Genomic DNA, 22,267 nt, shown 5'->3' with positions numbered 1-22,267 from the left:
TTTTGGTCGGATGTGCCAGACTTTTTGCATGACCAGTATCAGCAGCACCACGCTCTCCGACGGCAGGGAGCTGATCTACTTCGACGACGCCGGGTTTCCGAAGTCGCGGGCCAAGGGCCTTACCACCGATCGCCGGGGCCTGCCACCGAGGGGCGAACCGGGTGAGGTCCGCTACGATGCCTTGACCGACGAGTGGGTTGCCGTCGCTGCACACCGTCAGACCCGCACCCACCTTCCCCCCGCGGACCAGTGCCCCATTTGCCCCACAACGGCGGGCAACTTTTCTGAAATTCCTGCCCCGGACTACGACGTGGTGGTGTTTGAAAACCGCTTCCCTTCTCTCGGACCCGCCCTCGGCGCGGTAGCCGCCAACCCGGCCTGGGGAACCAAGTGGCCGGCGTTCGGCCGCTGCGAGGTGGTGGCCTTCACGCCCTCACACACCGGATCCTTCAGTGAACTGAGTGAAGCCCGGTCCCGGACCGTCATTGAGGCATGGGCGCAACGCACGGAAGCACTGAGCGCCCTCCCCGGGATCAAGCAGGTTTTCCCGTTCGAAAACCGCGGCGCAGACATCGGTGTGACGCTTCATCACCCGCACGGCCAGATCTACGCCTACCCCTACGTCTCACCCCGCGCAGGAGTGCTCGGTGCCGCCGCCCGCAGGTTCTACGACGCCCGGGACGGGCGGGAGACCCTTACCGGTTCCCTGCTTCGCTCGGAACGCGAAGACGGCAACAGAATGGTCCTGGAAGGTGAGAACTTCAGCGCCTATGTTCCCTTCGCAGCCCGATGGCCGCTGGAAATCCACCTGGTCCCCCACCGCCAAGTCCCGGACCTGGCAGCCCTGAACGGCGAGGAGAAGGATGAACTCGCGTCCGTCTACCTCGATCTGCTCAAGCGCATGGACGCCCTCTACCCGACGCCCACCCCCTACATCTCGGCCTGGCACCAGGCACCATTGGATGATCTCCTGCGGCCTGCCGGTTACCTGCACCTTCAGCTGACCTCCCCGCGGCGGGCAGCCGATAAGCTGAAGTATCTGGCGGGATCGGAGGCAGCCATGGGCGCTTTCATTAACGACACCACCCCGGAAAGTGTGGCTGAGCGGTTGCGCTCCGTCGCCGTTCCGGCTTCCGCCACTCCCCCCGCCGTCCTGGCGGCAACGCCCGAAGGAGCCCGCGCTTGAACCCGCCAGCCGACCCCCTGACCGCCAACGCCCCGGCAGGAGCCACCCTGGCCACACGGTTCAGGCAGGAGTTTGATGATGCTCCTGATGGAATCTGGCAGGCGCCTGGCCGGGTTAATCTCATCGGTGAGCACACGGACTACAACGAGGGCTTCGTCCTGCCCTTCGCCATCGACCGGACCGCCCGCGTTGCCGTTCGGGTCCGGCCCGATTCCTCCGTACGCCTGCTGTCCACCTATGGGGACCAGGGCGTTGTCAGCAGCAGCCTGGATAACCTGGAACCCGGGTCGGCCAAAGGATGGACAAAGTACCCGCTCGGTGTCATGTGGGCACTGAAACAGCGCGGCGTCGACGTCCCGGGCGTGGACCTCCTGCTGGACTCAAACGTCCCCCTGGGCGCCGGGCTTTCCTCATCCCACGCCATTGAGTGTGCCGTGATCTCGGCGATCAACGACCTGACCGGTGCCGGGCTCCAGCCGCAGGAGATGGTGCTGGCCACGCAGCGCGCGGAAAACGACTTCGTGGGCGCGCCCACGGGCATCATGGACCAGTCCGCCTCGCTCCGGGGGTCTGAAGGCCACGCCGTTTTCCTGGATTGCCGGGATCAAAATGTGCGCCTGGTTCCGTTCGAGACGCAGCCGGCGGGCCTGGTGATGCTGGTCATCGACACCAAGGTCTCGCACTCGCATGCCGATGGCGGCTACGCCTCGCGGCGGGCTTCGTGCGAGCTTGGCGCCGAGGTGCTGGGAGTGAAAGCACTTCGTGACGTGCAGGTGGCTGATCTGGCCGAAGCCAACGGTCTGCTGGATGTGGTCACGTTCCGCCGTGTCCGCCACGTGGTCACCGAAAACGCCCGCGTGCTCCAGACCGTGGAACTGCTGGCAGGCGCAGGTCCCGCCGCCATCGGCTCCTTGCTGGACGCAAGCCACGCCTCCATGCGCGACGACTTCGAGATCTCCTGCCCGGAACTCGACCTGGCGGTTGACACCGCCCGTGCCAGCGGCGCCATCGGCGCCAGGATGACCGGCGGCGGCTTTGGCGGCGCAGCGATCGCACTGACTCCGGCCAGCGCGGAACAATCGGTGCGCGACGCCGTCGCCACTGCATTTGCAGACGCCCGCTACAAGGTGCCGGACATCTTTACGGTGTCTCCGGCGGCAGGAGCCAGGCGGATCGCCTGATGCCCTGCAAGGCAAGGTTAACAGCTGAGGGCCCCACCGTATGGTGGGGCCCTCAGCTGTTAAGGGGAAGCGCGACGGCGGACGCCCGCCTGGGCGTTATTCGTCCCCGCGCAGGATGGCCAGCAGCCGGATGATCTCCACGTACAGCCATACCAGCGTGACGGTCAGGCCAAAAGCGGCCGTCCACGAGAAGCGCTGGGGAGCGCCGCTGCGGACACCGGCCTCGATGCTGGTGAAGTCCATGACCAGTGAGAAGGCTGCGAGACCGATGGCCAGAATGCCAACGACGACGCCGATGATCCCGCTCCGCAGCCCGAAGGGTTCCGTGGTCAGTCCCGTCATCATCATGATCAGGTTCACCACGGAGAACAGCGCGTAGCCAACCAAGGCGATCAAGAAGAACTTTATTGCCTTCGGCGTGGCGCGTACCTTGCCGCTCTTGAACAGCAGGAGCGTCACGGTGAAGACGGACAGTGTGCCGATAACAGCCTGAAGCCCCACTCCCGGGTACATCGTGTCCAGGACCCGGGTGAGGCCGCCAAGGAAGAGGCCCTCAAGCCCCGCGTACGCAAGGATGAGCGCCGGTGACGGCTGCTTCTTGAAGGTGTTGACCAGGGCAAGAACGAAGCCGCCCAGCGCACCGACGATCATCAGCATGGAGGCCAGGCCCAAGCTGACAGTCAAGGTGATGGCGGCACCCACCAGCACAAAGCCGAGGCAGGCAGCCGTCTTGACGATGACGTCGTCGAAGGTCATCCGGCCGGTGTCCGCCGGACCTGCAGCAGGCTGGTTGTACATCTGCTGCAGCTGCTCGTTACTCATGTTCTGGGGCTGGCCGTATGCCTGCTGGCCGTAGGGACCCTGGCCGTAGGGGGCCTGGCCGTACGGCTGCTGGCCATAAGGAGCCTGGCCGTAAGCCTGGCCATACGGCCCGTTTCCGTAGGGAGCCTGCGGGACAGGCGGTGCCTGGGTGGCTCCACGGAAGTTCTTTCCGTTGAAGATCGGGTTGCCGCCAAGTGCCATTGCTGGAGTCCTCCGTAGGGGATGTGTTGTGAACCTTAAGGTTTACGGTACCAATTCTCACGTAATTGCACCCCTGAAAGTTCCCGGGCGCCAAAACGGCCGCTGAGTTGTTATCCGATCGCTACCATCAGCGCCTGAACCACGTCATTTCCGGCAACATCCGCGCTGTAGCATAAGCCAAGCAGGGTGACGGAACTCACACACGTGCGGGTGCCGGGCGCCTGGGCACCACCCTATCCCTGCATCCGTTCGCAACGGCTGCAATGGCGCAGCCGAGACCGCCCCCAAGTGGAGGTTTTCCAATTTGAGAAGTACACCCCAAGGCCGGCCGGCCGGAAGGCGCCGCGGGCTGCTTAGGGTACTGGGAGCCATCAGCGCTTCCATCCTGGCAGTCCTGCTAGTGGCAGCACCGGCGTCCCAGGCCGCTTCCCCCTCACCGACACCATCCCCGTCGAACCAGACCTTCCAAAACAACATCAGTGGATTTCTCCGTGATGACACCCGCGCACCCCTGGCGGACGTGACCATCACTGCCAGGAAGGGCGACTTCACCGGAACCACCAAGTCGTCAGCGAACGGATCCTGGAGCATCGGTGTGCCCGAGCAGGGCACCTACACCGTGGAACTGGACGAATCCACCCTGCCCGAGGGCATCACACTGGCCGAGGGCCAGGAAAACCCGCGCGAGGTCACCTTCAGCCAGACCTCCAACCTGTCGGTGATCTTCGCCTTTGGCAAGGGCATCGTGGTGCAGCAGCAGGACTTCGGCCAAAACCTGCTCAACCGGCTGGTGGCGGGATTGAGCTTCGGCCTGCTCCTTGCCCTTGCCTCAGTGGGTCTCTCCCTGATCTTCGGCACCACCGGCCTGACCAACTTTGCCCACGGCGAGATGGTCACGCTGGGCGCGGTGCTGGTGTTTGCCTTCAACGCCATGGGCCTTCCCTTCTGGCTGGCCATCATCCTGTCCCTGCTCGGCGGAGGCCTGTTCGGGTACGCCCAGGACAGGGGGCTGTGGCGGCCGCTGCGGCGCCGCGGCACCGGCCTGGTGCCCATGATGATCGTCAGCATCGGCCTCGCGCTTGCCGTCCGCTACGTGATCCAGTTCTACTTCGGCGGCGCCACCCAGCAGCTGCCATACGCCCAAAGCCCCGAAATCCAACTGGGCCCGGTCTCCATTTCGCCCAACAACCTCTGGTCGCTAGGCATCAGCGCGGTGGTGATCGCGCTGATCGGCATCGTGCTGCTGAAGACCCGGCTGGGCAAGGCGACCCGGGCCGTGGCGGACAACCCCGCCCTCGCTGCCGCCTCGGGCATCGACGTCGACGGCGTGATCCGGCTGGTATGGATAACCGGCGGCATGCTTGCCGCACTAGGCGGCATCCTGTGGGCCTACTACCGTCCCGGCGTCACCTTCGACATGGGCTCCGCCATCCTCCTCCTGATCTTCGCAGGCGTCACCCTGGGTGGCCTTGGCACCGTCTTCGGAGCGCTGATCGGTTCCGTGATCGTGGGCATCTTTGTGGAGCTGACCACGGTGTTCGGCCTGGCCGCGGACCTGAAGTACGTGGGCGCCCTGTTCATCATGATCGTTGTCCTTCTGTTCCGGCCGCAGGGAATCCTGGGCCGGCGCGAGCGCGTGGGTTAGGAGACAGCCATGGACTTTGGATTCATTCTTGCCAGCGCTGCCAGTGAAATTTTCAGCCCGACGACGGCCGCGTACGCCTTGGCCGCGCTCGGACTCGCCGTCCACTTCGGCTACTCCGGCCTGCTGAACTTCGGGCAGGCAGGCTTTATGGCGGTGGGTGCCTACGGCTTCGCCATCTCCACCCTCACCTTCGGCGTCCCCTTCTTCGTGGGTCTGCTGATCGCCGTCATTGCCTCCGCAATCTTCGCCCTGATGCTCGGTATCCCCACCCTGCGGCTCCGGGCCGATTACCTGGCCATCGTGACCATCGCGGCCGCAGAAATCGTCCGGTACATCGTGACCACCAACCAGCTGACCTCAGTGACGGGGTCCGCGAACGGGCTGGCAGCCTTCGAAGGCGGGTTTTACGCCATGAACCCGTTCCCCGAGGGCTCCTACTTCGGCATGAACAACCGCGACTTTTTCATCCGGGTGGTGGGCTGGGCCCTCGTGGCGCTCTGCTGCACCCTGGTGTGGCTGCTGATGCGCAGCCCGTGGGGACGTGTCCTCAAGGGCATCCGTGAGGACGAGAACGCGGTGCGCTCCTTGGGCAAGAACGTCTACGCCTACAAGATGCAGGCCCTTATCATCGGCGGCGTCCTTGGCGCGCTTGCCGGCATGGTCTTCACCCTCCCCCGGGGCGCGGTGCAGCCGGCCAACTACGGTACGGAACTGACGTTCTTTCTCTACACCTGCCTCCTGCTCGGCGGCCTCGGTACAGTACTCGGCCCCGTCATCGGCGCCATGATCTTCTGGGTTGTGCTGTCCTTGACCCAGGGCGTCCTGTATGGCCTGATCGAGTCGGGGGCCATCACATGGCTGAACACGGTCCAGGCCGGTCAGCTGCGTTACATCCTGGTTGGTGTCGCCCTGATGCTGCTGATGATCTTCCGGCCGCAGGGCGTCTTTGGAAACAAGAAGGAGCTGGCGTTCGCATGAGCATGCACAGCGAAGAGCCGAAAGCGGCCCGGTCGGGCGAGGTGGATTACATGACGGACAGCCGTCCCATTGCCGCCGGTGAGGCAGGGCCCGGCTGCAAGAAGCGTGACCCCATAGTGGTGGCGGAGAACGTCACCCGCAGCTTCGGCGGCATCAACGCGGTGGATGTCGACTACCTCGAGATCCCCCGGCACAAGATCACGGCGTTGATCGGCCCTAACGGGGCAGGCAAGACCACCCTCTTCAACCTGCTCACCGGTTTTGACACCCCGAATACGGGGAAATGGCAGTTCGAAGGCAAGAGCCTGGCCGGCGTGTCCCCCTACAAGGTGGCACGGATGGGGATGGTCCGAACCTTCCAGCTGACCAAGGTCATGGGCAAGCTCACCGTGATGGAGAACATGCGCCTGGGGGCATCCAACCAGCCGGGCGAACGCCTTGCGAAGGCCCTGTTCAAGGGCATGTGGGGTGGCCGGGAGAAGGAGATCACAGCGCAGGCCAACATCCTCCTGGAAAAGTTCAAGCTTGACGCCAAGAAGGACGACTACGCCGCGTCCCTGTCCGGTGGGCAGCGGAAGCTCCTCGAAATGGCCCGGTCCCTCATGGTGCAGCCCAAGCTGGTGATGCTTGACGAACCCATGGCAGGCGTCAATCCCGCCCTGACGCAGTCACTGCTGGACCACATCAAGAACCTGAAAGCGGAAGGCATGACGGTCCTGTTCGTCGAACACGATATGCACATGGTCCGCCACATCGCCGACTGGGTGGTGGTCATGGCCGAAGGAAAGGTGGTGGCGGAAGGCCCGCCCGGGGAAGTGATGAAGAACCCCGCGGTCATCGACGCCTATCTTGGTGCACACCACGATGTCGACCTCGGCGACTCCGAGGGCCTCAAGGAGCTCGCCGCCGAACTCGAAGCTGACGAGGAGTCGATTGTCGGAACCGAAAATGCCGGCATCATCTCCTTGGACGTTGTGTCCCACGAGGCCGAGGAGGCCCGTCAGCGTGCGGACCGGCTCCGTAGCGATGAGCCTCAGGGACGCCACGGGAGCACGGATACAGGCAGCACCGGGAAGGACAGCCAATGAGCAGCACCAGCGCGGCACCGGCCGCACAGCCCGTAGGAGACAGCGGGTCGGTCGTCAAGGTGACCGACCTTGTGGCCGGCTACCTGCCGGGGGTGAACATCCTCAACGGCTGCAGCATCGAAGCCAGGAAGGGCGAGCTGATCGGCATCATCGGCCCCAACGGCGCCGGCAAGTCCACCCTCCTGAAGGCAATGTTCGGCCTGGTAAAGGTCCACTCCGGAACCGTGGTGGTCCGCGGCCAGGACCTAACCGGCCTGAAGGCAAACAAGCTCGTGAGCCGCGGAGTGGGCTTCGTTCCGCAGACCAACAACGTCTTCGCGACGCTGACTATCGAGGAAAACCTGCAGATGGGGATGTTCCAGCGCCCCAAGGACTTCGATCAGCGGTTCGACTTCGTCACCAGCCTGTTCCCGGAACTCGGCAAGCGCCGCGCCCAGCGGGCCGGTTCACTTTCCGGCGGCGAACGCCAAATGGTGGCCATGGGCCGTGCACTGATGATGGATCCTGCCGTGCTGCTGCTGGACGAGCCGTCAGCCGGCCTCTCCCCCGTCAAGCAGGACGAAACCTTCCTGCGCGTCCATGAGATCAACCGCGCAGGCGTCTCGGTCATCATGGTGGAACAGAACGCCCGGCGCTGCCTGCAGATCTGCGACCGCGCCTACGTCCTGGACCAGGGCCGGGACGCCTACACCGGCACCGGCCGGGAGCTGATGAAGGACCCCAAGGTTATCCAGCTGTACCTTGGCACCCTTGCGGACACCGTCGAATAGGGCCGACCGCAAAGCGAAGGAGCCCCCGTCCTGTGAACTGCTCCCCGAAAGTTGGACTGGAAAATTCAGTTCCGACTTCCGGGGAGCAGTTTTTTGCATGCACGTAGTTCGTTGTCAGAGGATCAGCGCGAGGCCGCTGTAGCGTGGTTTGAAAAGGGCATCGCAGATACGGCGACAGCCGGTTTGCTGGGAGTCTCTCGCGGGCCGGTAAAGCTTCTCTATCGGCGGTGGAAGATCCATAATCGAGGAGCGTTGGTGGCCAAACCGACAAGGCATGCGTACTCGTTCGAATTCAAGCTTGCATTGGTCGAACGGTTCATCGCGGGTGAGACCGCCCCTGATCTTGCGGCAGAGGCGGGTTTGTCCTCTCCTGGGTTACTGAAAACGTGGGCACGTGCGTACCGTCGCGAGGGAGCGGACGCGTTGCGCCCGAAGCCTAAAGGCAGGCCCCAGGCTCCGCCGGCCGCGCAGCCCGCAGAAGTATCCGAACTGGAGCGGTTGCGGCGGGAGAACGAGCGGCTCCGGGCGGAAGTGGCTTACCTGGGAAAATTGCGGGCCTTGAGGGCGCAGGAACGACGGTGAAGGTCCAGGCCATCATCGCCCTCAAGGCTGACTTTCCGCTGCCGGTTCTGCTTCAGGTCTCCGGCTTGGCCCGGTCGACTTTCTTCTATCACCAGGCCCGTCTCCGGAATCCCGACCCCCAAGAGGCGATCAAGGCCGCGGTCACGGAAATTTTCAACAAGAATCATGGCCGCTACGGGCATCGGCGCATCCACACCGAGAAGGTCAAGCACGGGTGGACTGCCGCGAAGAAGACCGTGCTGAAGCTCATGCGTTCCCTGGGGCTCGTCTGCAAAGTACGGCGGAAGAAGCGTTATAACTCCTACCAAGGCGGTCAGGGCGGGGTTACCCCGAACGTGCTCAACAGGGAGTTCGAGGCGGATGCGCCGAACCGAAAGTGGGTAACGGACGTGACCGAATTGAGCCTTGGCGACCGAAAGCTCTACCTCTCGCCAATCATGGATCTCTTCGACCGGCAGGTCATCTCCTACTCCATTGGAATGTCACCGAATCTGGAGCTCGTCAACACTTCGCTGCGTCAGGCCCTTGCACGTCTTGAGCAAGGCCAGCAGCCGCTTGTGCACTCGGACCAGGGATTCCAGTACCAGCACGTGTCCTGGCGGAATCTGCTGCAGGACGCCGGCGCGGTCCAGTCGATGTCCCGTAAGGGCAACTGCTACGACAACGCCGTGATGGAGAACTTTTTCGGCCACCTCAAGGAAGAACTGTTCCACCGGGTCCGGTTCCTCAACGCTGAAGCACTGGAAGCGGCCCTGCACGAGTACGTCCACTGGTACAACAACGAAAGAATCTCAACAAAGCTCGAGGGCCTGAGCCCGGTGCAATACCGTGCCCAGGCCCTCGCGGCTTAGGATTTTATTTGGCCAGTCCAACTTTCGGGGACCAGTTCACTGTTGGACGGGGGTTCCTTCGTGTTCAGGAAGGTTTACTAGAGCTTGCCGAACTCTTCCTTAACTGCGGTGTACTTGTTGTCATCCTGGTACTCGTAGATGCCGATGTAGGCCTCCGTGGGGTCGCCCGCATCCGAGAACGTCACCGGACCGGACTGGCCGTCATAGTCAGCATCCTTGCCCTCGCGGATCAGCGTCACGCAGGCTGCGAAGGACGTGCACTTTTCACCGCCCTCGGAAACTTCCTTCAGCTTGGCTGCGATGTCCGTGCCCTTGGTGCTCTTTGCAGATTCTGCGGCCAACGCGATCAGGTTGACGGCGTCGTAGGACTCACCGGCGTAGCTGTAGTCCTTGAGAGCCGGATCGATTTCCAGCAGCTTCTTCTTGAACTCCTCCTGGGCGAAGGTGCCCGGGATTGTGCCGCGCGCTCCCTTGAGCGTGCCCGGCTGGAAGTCCTTGCTGTAGTCGGAGGTATTGCCGTCCACCAGGAACATCTGCGTGGGCTTGACACCCTTGCCGGTCATCAGCGGAACGATGCTCTTTGCCTGGTCGAAGGTGATCAGGGCAATAGCATCAGGCTTGGCGGCAAGGACCTTGTCCACCTGGCTGCTGAACTGGGTATCGCCCTCGTTGAAGAGCTCTTCCGCAACAACCTGTCCGCCTGCTGCTTCGAAGGCTGACTTGATGTTGGTTGCCAGGCCGGTGCCATAGGCATCGTTCAGGACAATCATGCCCACAGTCTGCGCACCGCAGGTGGCCATGTAGTTGCCCAGCACCTTGCCCTGGAGGACATCCGAGGGCGCGGTGCGCCAGTACAGGCCCTTGTCATCCCAGGTGGTGAAGTCCGGCGAGGTGTTGGCCGGTGAGAACTGGATGACGCCCGCCCCGGTGATCTGGTTGATGACCGTCTTGGAAACGCCGGAGGAGGCCGCACCAATGATGGCGCTGACTCCCTGGCCCAGCAGCGCGGACGTGGACTGGGTGGCGATGTCCGTCTTGGTGTCACCCGAATCGCGGTGGATCACCTCCATCGGCTTGCCCAGGACTCCGCCTGCATCATTGACTTCCTTCACGCCGAGGTTGACACCGGCGATTTCCGGGGGGCCAAGGAAGGCCAGGGAACCGGTAGTCGGAAGGAGTGAACCGATGCGCAAGGGGGTATCAGTAGTGGTGGTTGACGGCGGCACTGAAGGGGTTTCCGCAGGTTGGCTTGCGGCTGCGCCCCCGCCGCCTTCAGGTGCCGGGCAGGCAATTCCCGCCGCTTCTCCGGTGGCGGCAGACTCGGTTGCCGTGGGTGTGGACGAACCGCCGCAAGCCGTCACCATGAAGGCGACACCGATGCCAAGCGCTGTCAGCTTGGCAGCACGGGTTCCCGCCTGGGGGAATAAAGTCATTTACGAGCTCCTCGATCTAAAGGTGCGAACGGCCTTTGACACGAAAAATCAGGTGTTCCTGATTTAGCTTCAAGCTAATGCATATGCGGGGCGAACATAAGTGAGAGAGGTCACATCCTTATAACACTCGTTGCATATGTGGAATTAAGCGGCGGAAGCCGCCCGCTGCGCGGACGGCTTCCGTTTTCAGGCCCCTAATCACGGGGCGCAAGAACTTCGTACCCCAGGTGGGACTCGAACCCACAACACGCGGATTTTAAGTCCGCTGCCTCTGCCAATTGGGCTACTGGGGCGCCCGGTCAATGGTATCGCGTCAGACCAGTGCAAAAGGTTCGGCATACCGGAAGGTCCCGTGCACGCCGCCCGGCCAGAGTGCCAGCGGCAGCAGCTGGAAATGGCCGCCCCATGATTCTTCCGGCGGGAGCACCCCCAAGGAAGCGGCCGGGACAAAGCCGAAGCGCGCATAGTATTTGGTGCTTCCCAGCAGGGCGATGCCGGCCTCACCCGCAGCATTCGCCCGGGTGATGGTTTCCTTCATCAGGGCAGAACCGATGCCCTGCCGCTGCAGCCTTGGCGCCACCGACAGGGGACCGAGCCCCAGCAGCGGCTGGTCGCCCGCCCAGCCCCGGGTACTGATGACATGCCCCACCACCTTGCCATCCAGCACCGCCACCACGCTGAATTCGGGCAGGTACTCCTTGCAGTCGAAGAGTCGGCGGAGCAATGCCACCTCCACCGGCTCACCCTGCACGGGCAGGCCGGCGACCGGCGAGACGGCGAAGGCGTCAGCGGTGAGGGCGAGGATGGCATCACGGTCCTCCCGGGTCTCCCTGCGCAGCACGGGCGGCTGCAGCGGCCCGTTCCTGCTGCGCGCTGAGAGGCCTGCGAGGACCTCCAGCGCCAGCGGCGCGTCGGCGACCGGGACCAGCAGGTGGTCATGGTGGAAGCCGGCGAGCACATTGCAGCTGATGCCGGCTTCGGTGAGAGCCTTGCTGATCGCGGCGGTCAGGCCCACCGCTTCCAGGGCGGAGTGGACCTGCAGGGTGATCCAGGCACCCACAAAGTCATAGGCCAGGCCCTCCTGGTCCGCTACCGCCCGGGGCAGGACTACAGTAAGTCCTTCTGCTTCCCGGACTGCCGCCTCAATACCCGGCAGGAGCGGCCTGCCCTCGGGCCACAGGACATAGACGTACTCGCCGTGGCGCTGGGCTGGATGCATGGCGGCCAGCAGGGACTTAAGGTTCTTTTCGCCGGTCATGGTGCCAGTCTAAAAGGGCACGTAAAGTGGCGCAGCAGGCCGGCGGGGCACCCAGTGTGCCTGGGAACGCAGACGGCGGCTGCCCCTGAAAGGGACAGCCGCCGTCGAACACGCTCCAGCCTGGAGCGGCAGGTAAGTTACTTGGCCTTGGCAGCCACAGCTTCCTTGGCAACGGCAGGTGCCGTGGCGCTGGAACCGGAGCCGCCGGCCGCGCCGGCTGCCGGAGCAGGAGCAGGAGCAGCTGCCGGCTTGGGGGCCGGGGTGGCTGCCGCCACGAACGCGCCACGCGGGTTGTCCAGGTCCATCAGCTGCGTGGTGTCGCGGCCGGCAAAGAAGCTCAGGATCCAGTTGAAGATCACGCGGAACTTGCGCTCGAACGTGGGCATGGCCAGGCCGTGGTAGCCGCGGTGTGCAAGCCAGGCGAGACCGCCCTTGAGCCCGATGCTGCCGACCAGGTTGATGTTGGCAACGCCCTTCCACTGGCCGAAGCCGGCAACAGCACCCAGGTTCTTGTGCTTGTAGTCCTTCAGCGGCTTGTCCCAGCGCGAAGCCCACAGGTTCTTGGCGAGGCGCTTGGCCTGGCGAAGCGCGTGCTGGGCGTTGGGGACACAGGTGCCGTCCGGCAGGCCCTTGCCGGTGAGGTCCGGAACGGCGGCGATATCGCCGGCGGCCCAGGCGTTCTCGATGATGCCTTCGTCGCCGGCAACACGGAGGTCCGGGAGGACGCGGACGCGGCCGCGGGGCTCAAGCGGGAAATCGGTGGAACGGACCATGGGGTTGGCCTGCACGCCGGCCGTCCAGACAAGGGTGTCGGCTTCAAACTCCTGGGCAGGGGTCTTATCCGGGAGGTTGATGAGCTTGAGGGTGCCCTCGGCGCTGTCCAGCGAGGTGTTCAGCAGGACCTCGATGCCGCGGCTGCGGAGGTGCTCCACCACCCACTCGGCCTGCTTGGCCGTGACCTCGGGCATGATGCGTCCCATGGCTTCGACCAGGACGAAGCGGACTTCCTCCTGCCTGATGCGCGGGTTGTTGCGGACGGCCGCACGGGCCAGGTCCTCCATCTCGGTGATGCACTCGATGCCGGCGAAGCCGCCGCCCACCACCACGAAGGTGAGGGCGCGGGCGCGGGCAGCCGGATCGGTCATGGTGGAGGCAACTTCGATCCGCTCCAGGACCTTGTTGCGCAGCGCAACGGCTTCCTCGATGGTCTTCAGGCCGATGCCCTTGTCCGCGAGGCCCTTGATGGGGAAGGTGCGGGTGATGGCGCCGGCGGCCAGGACGACGTCGAAGTAGGGAACCTCGAAGTGCTCGCCGCCATCGGCGGGAGCCACGACGGCGGTGCGGTTCGCGTGGTCGATCGAGGTGACGCGCCCCTGGATCAGCTCAGTCTGCTGGAGGTGCTTGCGGTGGGAGACCACTGCGTGGCGGGCTTCGATGTTGCCGCCGGCTACCTCGGGGAGGAAAGGCTGGTAGGTCATGTAGGGCAGTGGATCTACGAGGGTGACGATGCCACCGGCATTCGCGATCTTCTTCTGCAGTTTGAGTGCTACGTACAGGCCGACGTACCCGCCGCCGACGACGAGTACCCTGGGACGGTCCTGGAGCTGTGGGGTGGTTGCCATGCCATTAAAGATACAGCAGTTTGTGAAAATCTTCACTAACTGCTGGGCCAGCCCGTAACCTACGTTTTCCGCCCGGAGTCCACACTGTCCATCGCGCCCGTTTCGGGTTCCTCCGGGACCAAAGCCGGCTTCCCCGCGGCCCGCCTCAACTGGACGGCAGCTGCCGCGATAATTGCGATGAACAAGACGCCAAAACCAATGACGACGGCGGCGCCTACAGCAGTGTCCCGCTGCGAAGGTGCTTCTGCTGCGGGCACTGTTGCTTCCGGCAGAGTGGGTGCCGCACTGGGCACGTCCGTGGTGGGCAGGGGGGCAGGAGTAGCGAGGTTGCCCCGCCGGTGGACACGGATCCATTCAGCGATGGAGCCCAGCGGGTTGGCGGTGACTTCCGGGACGTTGTCTTTCAGCGCCGCCTCGGCATTGAGCACGCCGAAACCGTAGAGCGGGTCCTTGCCGGGCGCGCCGGCATCCTTGGCAGTGGTGACGATCCGGTTGACCACCTGTTCGGCGCTCATGGCGGGCCACTTGGACCGGATCAGTGCTGCAACGCCGGCCACGATGGGCGCGCTGCCTGACGTTCCGGCCCACTCAGCGTAGCCGCCGCCCGGGAGGCCGCCCAACAGGTTTTCGGCCGGGGCGGCAACGCCAATGCTGATGCCCTGGGAGGACGCGTCAATGCTGGCCATGCCCTTGCGGTCCAGTCCGGCCACTGTGAGGACACCTGGAATGGTGGCCGGAGCCCCTACTTGGATATTGCCGCCCACCCTGTTGCCGGCGGCGGCAACGATCACCACATCTTTTTGCTCCGCGTAGAGGAAAGCCGCGTCCCAGCTCTGGGGCCACTCCGGGGTGGTGCTGCCAAGCGAGATGTTGATGACTTTGGCGCCGTTGTCCACCGACCACCGGACAGCCTCCGGAATTTGGTCCTGGTCACTCTTGCCCGAGGGATTGGTGGAGCCAAGCCACGTGGACACCGGGAGGATTTGTGCCTCCGGCGCCACCCCGATGATGCCGTCCGGCGCTGGCCCGGAGGGTCCCGGGGTTGGCGTTGGGCTGGCGCTGGCGGGCTGGTGGCCGCGTCCCGCGAGCATGGTGGCCACCAGGGTGCCGTGCTCCGGCTTGACGCCCACGCTCTTCTGCCCGTCGGGCTGTCCGGATCCCGAAGCGTCATAGCCCCGGGCCACTGCCCCCTTCAGGTCAGGGTGGCTGGCATCCACGCCACTGTCGATGACGGCCACCTTGACGCCAGCGCCCTTGGAGACCTCCCAAGCTTTGGTTATGCCGGATTCGGCAAGCCAGTACTGTTTGTCCCGCCACTCATCCGCCTGCGCGGCGGGAGCAGTGAAAAGACCGGAGGAAAGGCAGCAGGCAGCAAGGACCAGGGCCAGCAGGGCTGAACCCGCCCTTCGCAGCGGAGGTGCTGTGGCGGCGGTAGGGATTTGCATGCGTTCAGCCGATACTCAGGGCGATGCCGTCAAGGATGTCGTGCTCGCTGGCGGTTGCAGTAGTGATGCGCCCACCGGAGACCCCTTCCATCTGTTCCAGGATCCGCCGCCACACCAGTCCGCCGGCACCAATCACGTCAACCCGCCCGGGGTGCATGTAGGGCAGGACTGCACGTTCCGGCCGGGTCATCTCCAGAAGTCCAGTTGCGGCTGCACGGATTGTTTCAACCGGCAGCTCCGTGCCGTGGATTGCGTCGGGGGCGTACTCGGCCAGTCCCAGCGCGTGTGCGGTGATGGTGGTGATGGAACCGGCAACGCCAACGACGGCGGTGGCCCGTTCCAGCGGTACGCCCTGCCGGACACGGGCGATGGCTGCGTCCACGTCCGCTTCGGCGGCTGCCACCTGTTCGGCGGTGGGCGGATCGTCCCGGAGGTGCCGTTCGGTGAGGCGCACGCAACCGATGTCCACGGACATCGCTGCTGTGACGCCGTCGGCCGTACCCAGGACGAACTCGGTGCTGCCGCCGCCCAGGTCCACCACCAGCACTTCGTGGCCGTCCAGGATGGGCAGAACGCTGCTGGCGCCGGCGAAGGACAGTGCGGCTTCCTCACCGCCGGAAATGACCTCGGGTTCCACGCCCAGAAGGTCGCGGATTCCCTCCACGAAGACGTCGCGGTTCCGGGCGTCCCGGCTTGCTGAGGTCGCCACAAAACGGACTGCCGTTGCGCCGTGCTCCCGGATCAGCCGGCCGTAGTCGGCTGTCGCCGCGAACGTCCGCTCCAGCGCCTCCGGCGCGAGCTCGCCAGTGGCGTCCACTCCCTGCCCCAGCCGCACCACGCGCATTTCCCGCACCACGTCGCGAAGGGCGATGCGGCCGTTGCTGCGGTCGATGTCGGCGACCAGGAGGCGGATGGAATTGGTGCCGCAATCGATGGCGGCCACGCGCGTCATTCGCCCGCCCCCGTCGGGTTGGCCGTTTTCCGGACGGGAGCCGGGCGGCCCACGATCTCCGGCAGGCCCTGCGGACCGTGGCGGCTCAGGTCTTTGGAGGGTGCTTCGCCGGTGGTGTCCCAGGCGCCGTCGCAGTAGCAGGCGTCCGTAGTCCACCACTCCCGGATGCGGTCCAGGGCCTCATCGCCCAGCGGGTTGACGCCGGGGCCGGCAGCAAGTGAGTGTCCCACCAGGACGTGCAGGCATTTGACGCGCGTGGGCATGCCCCCGGCGGAGACGCCGTCGATCTCAGGGACGGCCCCGATGCCGGACCGCTGCCCGATGTCGTTGCGGGCAGCGAGGTAGGCCTCGTGGGCTGACCGGTAGGCAGCGGACAGTTCCTGGTCCCCAGCCAGCTGTTCGTTCATCTCGTTCATGACGCCTGCGGCCTCGAGCCGGGAGACGGCTGACGTGATGACCGGATGGGTCAGGTAGAAGGTGGTGGGGAACGGGGTCCCATTGCTGAGGCGGGGAGAGGTTGCTGCCACCAGCGGGTTGCCGCAAATGCAGCGGGCAGGAATTTCCACCACGTCGCGGACTGGCCGTCCCAGCTGTCGGCTCAGTACTTCCAGGTCATGCGCTGATGGCTTGCGGGATTCGTCCCGGGCGGCTGCCGTGTTGGATTCCACTGTGGCGGGCCGTCCTTCCTGTTGCGGTTCAGTCTGTAGCCGCGCGCGTGATGGACTCCCACAGGGCATCCACCCACGGCAGATCGGCGGGGTCTTGTGCTGCTGCGCCGGTCTGGCTACTGCTTTCTCCGGCCGGCAGATCGCTTCCGAAGACCCAGTAGCCGGTCTCTCCCGGCATAACCATGTTAATGCGGTCGCGGGCCTGCTGTTTCACGTAGTTGGGGTCCTGCCACCGCGAGACCTGCTGCCGCAGGGCATCCCCTTCGGCCTCGCGCGCAGCGATATCAGCATTCAGGGCGTCGATCTCGGCCTTCTTGTCGAAGAAGATCTTCACGGTGGGGGCCAACATGATGGTGATCGCAATCATCACCACGGCAAGTGCCAGCATCCGTCCGGAAAACGCCTTGGCAGGTACAGGCTGCTGTTCCTCGTCATCCTCCGGCTGGCCGTTTTTGGCTGTGCTTCCGGCGGCCCTGCTCCCCTTCCCGGCCCGCGGGAAATCAGGGGCTTTGCGGGCGGAGTTCTCCCTGGCCGGTCCTGCCGCGGTCTGTTGCGCCCTGGGCGGCTGTGCGCCGGGGGCTTCTCCCGCCGTCTTCTCCTTGCCCGAGCCAAAGTCGGCGCGGATGACGTCCGCCCCGTCCGAGGCTTCCTTTGCCGGGCGGGATGGGGCGACCTTGGGAACTTTGGGACGGCGGGTAGCCATGACACTCCTGAAACGCGCAGCCTGCCTGGGCCGCCACTGTCTGGGCTGGAACAAGTGCCGCCGAAACAGCAACGGTGGCTATGGTCCTTCAACCATAGCCACCGTTGTTTGTTTTATGCGGCTACTAGCCCTTGAAACGCGGGAAGGCGCCGCGGCCGGCGTAGCGTGCGGCGTCGTCGAGTTCCTCTTCGATCCGCAGCAGCTGGTTGTACTTGGCAACCCGTTCGGAGCGGGCCGGTGCGCCAGTCTTGATCTGGCCGGCGTTGGTGGCCACCGAGATGTCGGCGATGGTGGTGTCCTCGGTCTCGCCTGAGCGGTGCGAGGTGATGGTGGTGTACCCGGCCCGCTGCGCCAGGCTCACGGCATCCAGGGTCTCGGTCAGGGAACCGATCTGGTTGACTTTCACCAGCAGTGAGTTGGCGGTCCTGGTGTCGATGCCGCGCTGCAGGATGGCGGGGTTGGTGACGAACAGGTCGTCGCCCACCAGCTGGACCTTGTCGCCGATCGCGTCGGTGAGGGTCTTCCAGCCGTCCCAGTCATTCTCGTCCAGCGGGTCCTCGATGGACACCAGCGGGTAGTCGGAGACGAGTTCGGTGTAGTAGGCGCTCATCTCGGCGGAGCTCAGCGACTTGCCCTCGAACTGGTAGGCACCGTCCTTGAAGAACTCGGAGGAGGCGACGTCCAGTGCCAGTGCGATGTCCTTGCCCGGGGTGTAGCCGGCGTTCTTGATGGCTTCCTGGATGAGGTCCAGGGCTGCCCGGTTGGAGGGCAGGTTCGGGGCGAAGCCGCCCTCATCGCCGAGGCCGGTGGACAGGCCCTTCTCCTTCAGAACGGACTTGAGGTTGTGGTAGACCTCCACGCCCCAGCGCAGGCCCTCGGAAAAGGTCTCGGCGCCGATCGGGGCGATCATGAATTCCTGGATGTCGACGTCGGAGTCCGCGTGGGAGCCGCCGTTGAGGATGTTCATCAGCGGCACGGGCAGCACGTGGGCGTTCGGGCCGCCGAGGTACTTGTACAGGGGCAGGTCAGCGGAAGCGGCGGCTGCGTTGGCGACGGCCAGCGAAACGCCCAGGATGGCGTTGGCGCCCAGCTTGCCCTTGTTCGGGGTGCCGTCCAGGTCCAGCATGGCCTGGTCGATGCTGCGCTGGTCGGTGGCGTCGAAACCGGTCAGGGCCGGTGCAATCTGGTCGATGATCGCGTCAACGGCCTTCTGGACGCCCTTGCCGAGGTAGCGGCCCTTGTCGCCGTCGCGCAGTTCAACGGCCTCGTGCTCGCCGGTGGAAGCGCCGGAGGGAACTGCGGCACGGCCGATCTGGCCGTCGGAGAGCAGAACCTCAACTTCTACGGTCGGGTTGCCGCGGGAATCGAGGATCTCGCGGGCGTGGATGGCATCGATAAGCGCCATGAATTTGCTCCTTATGGGCGATTAACGGGGGGATCTTGCAGAAAGACTCGACGTACTCGTCGAAGACCAGCGTAGTCCAGAGTGGCGCGGGTTACGGAAACCTATCCAGCCCCCGGACGTCATGATCGCAGGGTTATTCCTGCTGCCGCTGCCCGCTGACGCGCTCCTGGTAGCGGCGGACGGCACTGCGGAGGGCACGTTCGGCGTCGTATCCGCTGGCGTGGGCGGTATGCACGACGGCGAGCAGCAGCTCCCCGAGCTCATCCTCAGAAGCGATGGGCCTGGATTGCACCGGTGGCTGGGCCGGCGGAAGGCCCGCCCGCGCCGCCCGGTCCATGGATTTCTGGGCACGCGCCAACGCTGGCAGCGCCAACGGAATTCCCTCGAACGGGTCCTGCCGTTCCGGCCGTTCGGCCCGCTTGACGGCGTCCCACTTCTGCACGATTTCGTCGACCGTTGCCGGGAAGCTGTCCTGCAGGGAGCCGTCGGGCCGGAAAACATGGGGATTACGGCGGATCATCTTGGCACTCAGGCCGCGTGCCACGTCGTCGAAGGTAAAGGAACCGCGTTCCTCGGCAATCCGCGCGTGCAGCACCACCTGGAGCAGGACGTCGCCCAGCTCGCCCCGGAGCTCGCCGTCGGGATGCCCGGCCTCGATGGTTTCGGCAACCTCGAAGGCCTCCTCCAGGAGGTACTCCACCAGCGAGGCATGGGTAAGCGCACCCATCCATGGACAGTGCTCGCGCAGGGAAGCAATCACGTGCAGCAACTCCCCTACCGGGGTGCCGGCGGTGTCGCTGTCCGGTAGGTCAGCCAAGGTTTGCGTAGGCGTCGTTGATGTACTCCACCAGCGCCTCCTTCTCCTCCAGGGGCAGGAAGGAAGCTTCGGCGGCGTTCAGGGTGAGCTCGAGCAGGTCATCCAGGTCATAATCGAAAGTCTCCACCAGGAGCTCGAACTCGTCGGTCAGGGTGACCCCGCTCATCAGCCGGTTGTCGGTGTTGATGGTGACGTTGAAGCCCAGCTGGTAAAGCATGTCCAGGGGGTGGCTTTCGATGCCGTCACCAAACCCCGCGATCGCACCGGTCTGCAGGTTTGACGACGGGCAGATCTCCAGTGCGATGCCCCGGTCCCGGATCCAGCTGGAGAGGTCCCCCAGGGTGACCAGGCCGATGGTGCCCTCGTCATTTTCGGGATCGTCGTCGAACTCCACCGTGATGTCCTCGGCGATCCGGACGCCATGGCCCAGCCGCAGGGCGCGTCCGTCCACCAAAGCCGACTGGATGCTTTCCAGTCCTGCCGCCTCGCCGGCGTGGACGGTGGCGGGAAAGTTGTGCTGCGCCAGGTAAGTGAAGGCATCCCGGAAGCGGGCCGGCAGGAAGCCGTCCTCGGCACCGGCAATGTCGAAGCCGACCGCGCCCTTGTTGCGGTGGCGGACGGCCAGCTCGGCGATCTCCTGGCCGCGGTCCGCATGCCGCATGGCCGTAATGAGCTGGCCCACCTGGATCTCTCGGCCGCTTTCCCCCACGGCTTCAACCCCGGCTTCAAGGCCTTCCTGGACCGCTTCCACTGCCTCGTCGAGGGTGAGGCCCTTCTGGAGGTGCTGCTCAGGCGCCCAGCGGACTTCCCCGTACACCACGCCGTCGTCAGCCAGGTCCTCAACGAACTCCTTGGCCACCCTGTAGAGGCCTTCGTGGGTCTGCATGACGGCAACGGTGTGGTCGAACGTTTCCAGGTAGCGGACCAGCGAGCCTGAATCGGCGGATTCGCGGAACCACTGGCCCAGCGCCACGGGCTCGGTGGAAGGAAGCGTGTGGCCAACGGCCTCTGCCAGCTCGATGATGGTGGCCGGACGGAGTCCGCCATCCAGGTGGTCGTGAAGGGAAACCTTGGGCAGGTTCTTCAGGTCGAAATCGATGGCAGGGGCAGCGTCAACAATGGGCTCAGTCACGTTCCCACCTTAGGGTGGGCTGGAGCTCAAAGCCAGCCGCTAGTTTCCAGCCTGTTCGCCGTCCCCGGCCGCGGAAGCAAGGATGGCGCTGCTGCCGCTTTTTGCGTCGCGTGCCCCGGAAGGACCGCCGTCGAGCCACTCGTCAACGTCCTCGGCGTCATTGCGGGCCAGGTGCTTATGCCACCACCGGAGCAAGTGGTCGATGAGGATCCCCAGGATGATCGCGAAGACAACGGCGATCCCCGCGCTGAGCAGCGGGTTGTGGTGCAGCCACGGGAAGGAGCTCGCCAGCAGCCCGATGCCGATGGAATAACCCACCCAGGTGATGCAGGCAAAAGCGTCCAGCAGGAAGAAGCGCCGGTGGCTGAAGCCGGTACTGCCCGCCACGTAGTTGACGGCCACCCGCCCCCAGGGGATATAGCGGGCCGTGAAGATCAGCACAGCGCCGCGCTTGTCCAACTCGTAACGGGCCCAGCCGAAAGCTTTCTGTACCCTGGGGCGGCGCATCCACCGCCACCGGTTCAGGCCAATCCGGCGGCCGAGCATGAATGCCATGTTGTCCCCGGCGATGGCTCCGATGAGTGCTGTGAGGCCGAGGATCCACAGGTTCGGATCTCCGCTGTGCCGGGAGAAGGCCGCCAATGCCACGATCAGGGTCTCGCTGGGAACCACCATGGCGAAGCCGTCAACGAAGAAGAACACCAGCAGGAGCGGGTAGATCCACCACTGGCCCGCTGCATGGAGCACAGCATCATTAATAAACTCCACGCGGGTCTTGCTCCTATGCAAAATGGCATAGCCGGAAGTGACGCAGCCAAAGCGGAAATCGTTACTAAGTGTCCCACGGCCAAGGTGCCATTTGCTACGCCCCAACCTGCTGGGACAACGGCCGGGCTACGCTTCCGGTTCCTTCATCCGCTCCACCATCGGCGGCTGCCGCCGGACGCGGTTAATCACCAGGTCCATGATGATCCCCAGGGTGACGGCGCAGATGATGGCGATAACGGCGCCCAAAAGGTGGTTGTCCTCGAACCACTGGCCGAAGAACAGCCCGACGCCCACTGAGTATCCGGCCCACAACGTTGCTGACAGGATGGTCAGGCCCACGAAGCGCAGATGGGGGTAGCGGGTCACGCCGGCAGTGAGGTTGACCGCCACCCGGCCGATCGGAACGAACCGTGCGACCAGGATGAGCGAGGCCGGCCGCTTCCGCAGTTCCCGCCCTGCCCAGCGGAAGGCACTCTGCATCCGCGGCCCGCGCATCCACGACCATCGCCTGGTGCCCACCCTGCGGCCGATCAGGTAGGCGATGTTGTCCCCCAAAAAAGCGCCAAGGGCAGCCACCAGCATCAGGAGCCATGGGTTGGGGACCTCCGCGGTGGCGGCCACTGCGGACAGTCCCACCACCACTGATTCGCTGGGGATGGGCGGAAAGAAGCCATCAATGGTGCAGCAGGCCAACACCACGAACAGCACCCAGGGCTGTCCGGCGGCGGCGAGGATGAAGTCATTGATGGCCTGCATGACT

The 22,267-nt window shown here is 64.8% G+C and carries 21 protein-coding genes and 1 tRNA gene; 8 read left to right on the top strand and 14 right to left on the bottom strand.

Annotation, left to right across the window (positions count from 1 at the left end; translation table 11 throughout):
- Nucleotides 1–28: 28 nt before the first annotated feature.
- Entirely contained in the window at nucleotides 29–1,186 is a 1,158-nt protein-coding gene (galT, locus tag FDW84_RS08855; RefSeq protein ID WP_138608573.1) for a galactose-1-phosphate uridylyltransferase, read from the top strand.
- Nucleotides 1,183–2,367 (top strand): galactokinase, encoded by a 1,185-nt coding sequence (gene galK / locus FDW84_RS08850; RefSeq protein WP_138608571.1) that lies wholly within the window; start codon nucleotides 1,183–1,185, stop codon nucleotides 2,365–2,367. Before galT ends, galK begins: the two co-directional genes overlap by 4 nt.
- A 96-nt stretch (nucleotides 2,368–2,463) precedes the next feature.
- Here the strand turns inward: galK and FDW84_RS08845 are convergent, their stop codons facing one another.
- Nucleotides 2,464–3,390 carry a Bax inhibitor-1/YccA family protein gene (locus tag FDW84_RS08845; RefSeq protein ID WP_138608569.1) on the bottom strand — a complete coding sequence of 309 codons (927 nt, stop codon included), beginning with the start codon at nucleotides 3,388–3,390 and terminating at the stop codon, nucleotides 2,464–2,466.
- A 304-nt stretch (nucleotides 3,391–3,694) separates the two neighbouring features.
- Here FDW84_RS08845 and FDW84_RS08840 point away from each other — a divergent pair, with 304 nt between their 5' ends.
- The 6 genes from FDW84_RS08840 to FDW84_RS08820 all read left to right on the top strand — a co-directional run bounded on the left by FDW84_RS08840 (nucleotide 3,695) and on the right by FDW84_RS08820 (nucleotide 9,304).
- The gene (locus FDW84_RS08840; RefSeq protein ID WP_240721445.1) at nucleotides 3,695–5,035 is read left to right on the top strand and encodes a branched-chain amino acid ABC transporter permease; all 1,341 of its coding nucleotides are present in this window, start codon (nucleotides 3,695–3,697) and stop codon (nucleotides 5,033–5,035) included.
- 9 nt (nucleotides 5,036–5,044) lie between these two features.
- Complete coding sequence (locus FDW84_RS08835; RefSeq protein ID WP_138608565.1) at nucleotides 5,045–6,013, top strand: branched-chain amino acid ABC transporter permease; 969 nt, start codon at nucleotides 5,045–5,047, stop codon at nucleotides 6,011–6,013.
- Nucleotides 6,010–7,101 (top strand): ABC transporter ATP-binding protein, encoded by a 1,092-nt coding sequence (locus FDW84_RS08830; protein ID WP_138608563.1) that lies wholly within the window; start codon nucleotides 6,010–6,012, stop codon nucleotides 7,099–7,101. Before FDW84_RS08835 ends, FDW84_RS08830 begins: the two co-directional genes overlap by 4 nt.
- Nucleotides 7,098–7,871, top strand: a complete 774-nt coding sequence (locus tag FDW84_RS08825; RefSeq protein WP_138134004.1) for an ABC transporter ATP-binding protein — start codon at nucleotides 7,098–7,100, stop codon at nucleotides 7,869–7,871. The genes FDW84_RS08830 and FDW84_RS08825 overlap by 4 nt, the downstream gene beginning before the upstream one ends.
- A 255-nt stretch (nucleotides 7,872–8,126) precedes the next feature.
- Nucleotides 8,127–8,453 carry a helix-turn-helix domain-containing protein gene (locus tag FDW84_RS20025; RefSeq protein ID WP_371419153.1) on the top strand — a complete coding sequence of 109 codons (327 nt, stop codon included), beginning with the start codon at nucleotides 8,127–8,129 and terminating at the stop codon, nucleotides 8,451–8,453.
- Entirely contained in the window at nucleotides 8,450–9,304 is an 855-nt protein-coding gene (locus tag FDW84_RS08820; protein ID WP_240721444.1) for an IS3 family transposase, read from the top strand. Before FDW84_RS20025 ends, FDW84_RS08820 begins: the two co-directional genes overlap by 4 nt.
- A gap of 77 nt (nucleotides 9,305–9,381) precedes the next feature.
- Here FDW84_RS08820 and FDW84_RS08815 read toward each other — a convergent pair whose 3' ends face one another.
- The 13 genes from FDW84_RS08815 to FDW84_RS08755 all read right to left on the bottom strand — a co-directional run bounded on the left by FDW84_RS08815 (nucleotide 9,382) and on the right by FDW84_RS08755 (nucleotide 22,263).
- Nucleotides 9,382–10,737 carry an ABC transporter substrate-binding protein gene (locus FDW84_RS08815; protein WP_138608561.1) on the bottom strand — a complete coding sequence of 452 codons (1,356 nt, stop codon included), beginning with the start codon at nucleotides 10,735–10,737 and terminating at the stop codon, nucleotides 9,382–9,384.
- Between the two features lie 219 nt (nucleotides 10,738–10,956).
- Nucleotides 10,957–11,030: transfer RNA gene (locus tag FDW84_RS08810), tRNA-Leu, on the bottom strand.
- A gap of 20 nt (nucleotides 11,031–11,050) precedes the next feature.
- Nucleotides 11,051–11,995, bottom strand: a complete 945-nt coding sequence (locus tag FDW84_RS08805; protein WP_138608559.1) for an N-acetyltransferase — start codon at nucleotides 11,993–11,995, stop codon at nucleotides 11,051–11,053.
- A gap of 137 nt (nucleotides 11,996–12,132) precedes the next feature.
- Nucleotides 12,133–13,617: an NAD(P)/FAD-dependent oxidoreductase gene (locus FDW84_RS08800; protein WP_138608557.1), complete on the bottom strand. Its 1,485-nt coding sequence runs from the start codon at nucleotides 13,615–13,617 to the stop codon at nucleotides 12,133–12,135.
- A gap of 59 nt (nucleotides 13,618–13,676) precedes the next feature.
- Nucleotides 13,677–15,062 carry a S8 family serine peptidase gene (locus tag FDW84_RS08795; protein ID WP_138608555.1) on the bottom strand — a complete coding sequence of 462 codons (1,386 nt, stop codon included), beginning with the start codon at nucleotides 15,060–15,062 and terminating at the stop codon, nucleotides 13,677–13,679.
- Nucleotides 15,063–15,066: 4 nt separating this feature from the next.
- Nucleotides 15,067–16,014 carry a Ppx/GppA phosphatase family protein gene (locus FDW84_RS08790; RefSeq protein WP_138608553.1) on the bottom strand — a complete coding sequence of 316 codons (948 nt, stop codon included), beginning with the start codon at nucleotides 16,012–16,014 and terminating at the stop codon, nucleotides 15,067–15,069.
- Entirely contained in the window at nucleotides 16,011–16,682 is a 672-nt protein-coding gene (locus tag FDW84_RS08785) for a DUF501 domain-containing protein (RefSeq protein WP_138608552.1), read from the bottom strand. Before FDW84_RS08785 ends, FDW84_RS08790 begins: the two co-directional genes overlap by 4 nt.
- Before the next feature lie 28 nt (nucleotides 16,683–16,710).
- Nucleotides 16,711–17,385, bottom strand: a complete 675-nt coding sequence (locus FDW84_RS08780; protein WP_138608550.1) for an FtsB family cell division protein — start codon at nucleotides 17,383–17,385, stop codon at nucleotides 16,711–16,713.
- A gap of 124 nt (nucleotides 17,386–17,509) precedes the next feature.
- Complete coding sequence (gene eno, locus FDW84_RS08775; protein ID WP_138608548.1) at nucleotides 17,510–18,790, bottom strand: phosphopyruvate hydratase; 1,281 nt, start codon at nucleotides 18,788–18,790, stop codon at nucleotides 17,510–17,512.
- A gap of 133 nt (nucleotides 18,791–18,923) precedes the next feature.
- Complete coding sequence (locus tag FDW84_RS08770) at nucleotides 18,924–19,517, bottom strand: MazG nucleotide pyrophosphohydrolase domain-containing protein (RefSeq protein ID WP_138608672.1); 594 nt, start codon at nucleotides 19,515–19,517, stop codon at nucleotides 18,924–18,926.
- 82 nt (nucleotides 19,518–19,599) lie between these two features.
- Nucleotides 19,600–20,739, bottom strand: coding sequence for an adenosine deaminase (locus tag FDW84_RS08765; RefSeq protein ID WP_138608546.1), 1,140 nt, complete (start codon nucleotides 20,737–20,739; stop codon nucleotides 19,600–19,602).
- A 39-nt stretch (nucleotides 20,740–20,778) separates the two neighbouring features.
- Nucleotides 20,779–21,507, bottom strand: a complete 729-nt coding sequence (locus FDW84_RS08760) for a DedA family protein (RefSeq protein ID WP_138608543.1) — start codon at nucleotides 21,505–21,507, stop codon at nucleotides 20,779–20,781.
- Nucleotides 21,508–21,633: 126 nt separating this feature from the next.
- Complete coding sequence (locus FDW84_RS08755) at nucleotides 21,634–22,263, bottom strand: DedA family protein (protein WP_138608540.1); 630 nt, start codon at nucleotides 22,261–22,263, stop codon at nucleotides 21,634–21,636.
- Between the last annotated feature and the right edge of the window lie 4 nt (nucleotides 22,264–22,267).

Source organism: Pseudarthrobacter sp. NamE5 (assembly GCF_005796225.1).
GTDB lineage: Bacteria > Actinomycetota > Actinomycetes > Actinomycetales > Micrococcaceae > Arthrobacter.
Note: the sequence above shows the minus strand (reverse complement) of the source record. Positions and strands in the feature narration are given on the sequence as shown.

Coding starts and splice junctions, on each gene's coding strand:
- FDW84_RS08805 (WP_138608559.1), bottom strand. CDS start 11,995: ATGACCGGCGAAAAGAACCTTAAGTCCCTGCTGGCCGCCATGCATCCA.
- FDW84_RS08795 (WP_138608555.1), bottom strand. CDS start 15,062: ATGCAAATCCCTACCGCCGCCACAGCACCTCCGCTGCGAAGGGCGGGT.
- FDW84_RS08835 (WP_138608565.1), top strand. CDS start 5,045: ATGGACTTTGGATTCATTCTTGCCAGCGCTGCCAGTGAAATTTTCAGC.
- FDW84_RS08815 (WP_138608561.1), bottom strand. CDS start 10,737: ATGACTTTATTCCCCCAGGCGGGAACCCGTGCTGCCAAGCTGACAGCG.
- FDW84_RS08830 (WP_138608563.1), top strand. CDS start 6,010: ATGAGCATGCACAGCGAAGAGCCGAAAGCGGCCCGGTCGGGCGAGGTG.
- FDW84_RS08780 (WP_138608550.1), bottom strand. CDS start 17,385: ATGGCTACCCGCCGTCCCAAAGTTCCCAAGGTCGCCCCATCCCGCCCG.
- FDW84_RS08755 (WP_138608540.1), bottom strand. CDS start 22,263: ATGCAGGCCATCAATGACTTCATCCTCGCCGCCGCCGGACAGCCCTGG.
- FDW84_RS08790 (WP_138608553.1), bottom strand. CDS start 16,014: ATGACGCGCGTGGCCGCCATCGATTGCGGCACCAATTCCATCCGCCTC.
- FDW84_RS08800 (WP_138608557.1), bottom strand. CDS start 13,617: ATGGCAACCACCCCACAGCTCCAGGACCGTCCCAGGGTACTCGTCGTC.
- FDW84_RS08845 (WP_138608569.1), bottom strand. CDS start 3,390: ATGGCACTTGGCGGCAACCCGATCTTCAACGGAAAGAACTTCCGTGGA.
- FDW84_RS08825 (WP_138134004.1), top strand. CDS start 7,098: ATGAGCAGCACCAGCGCGGCACCGGCCGCACAGCCCGTAGGAGACAGC.
- galT (WP_138608573.1), top strand. CDS start 29: ATGACCAGTATCAGCAGCACCACGCTCTCCGACGGCAGGGAGCTGATC.
- FDW84_RS08770 (WP_138608672.1), bottom strand. CDS start 19,517: ATGGGTGCGCTTACCCATGCCTCGCTGGTGGAGTACCTCCTGGAGGAG.
- eno (WP_138608548.1), bottom strand. CDS start 18,790: ATGGCGCTTATCGATGCCATCCACGCCCGCGAGATCCTCGATTCCCGC.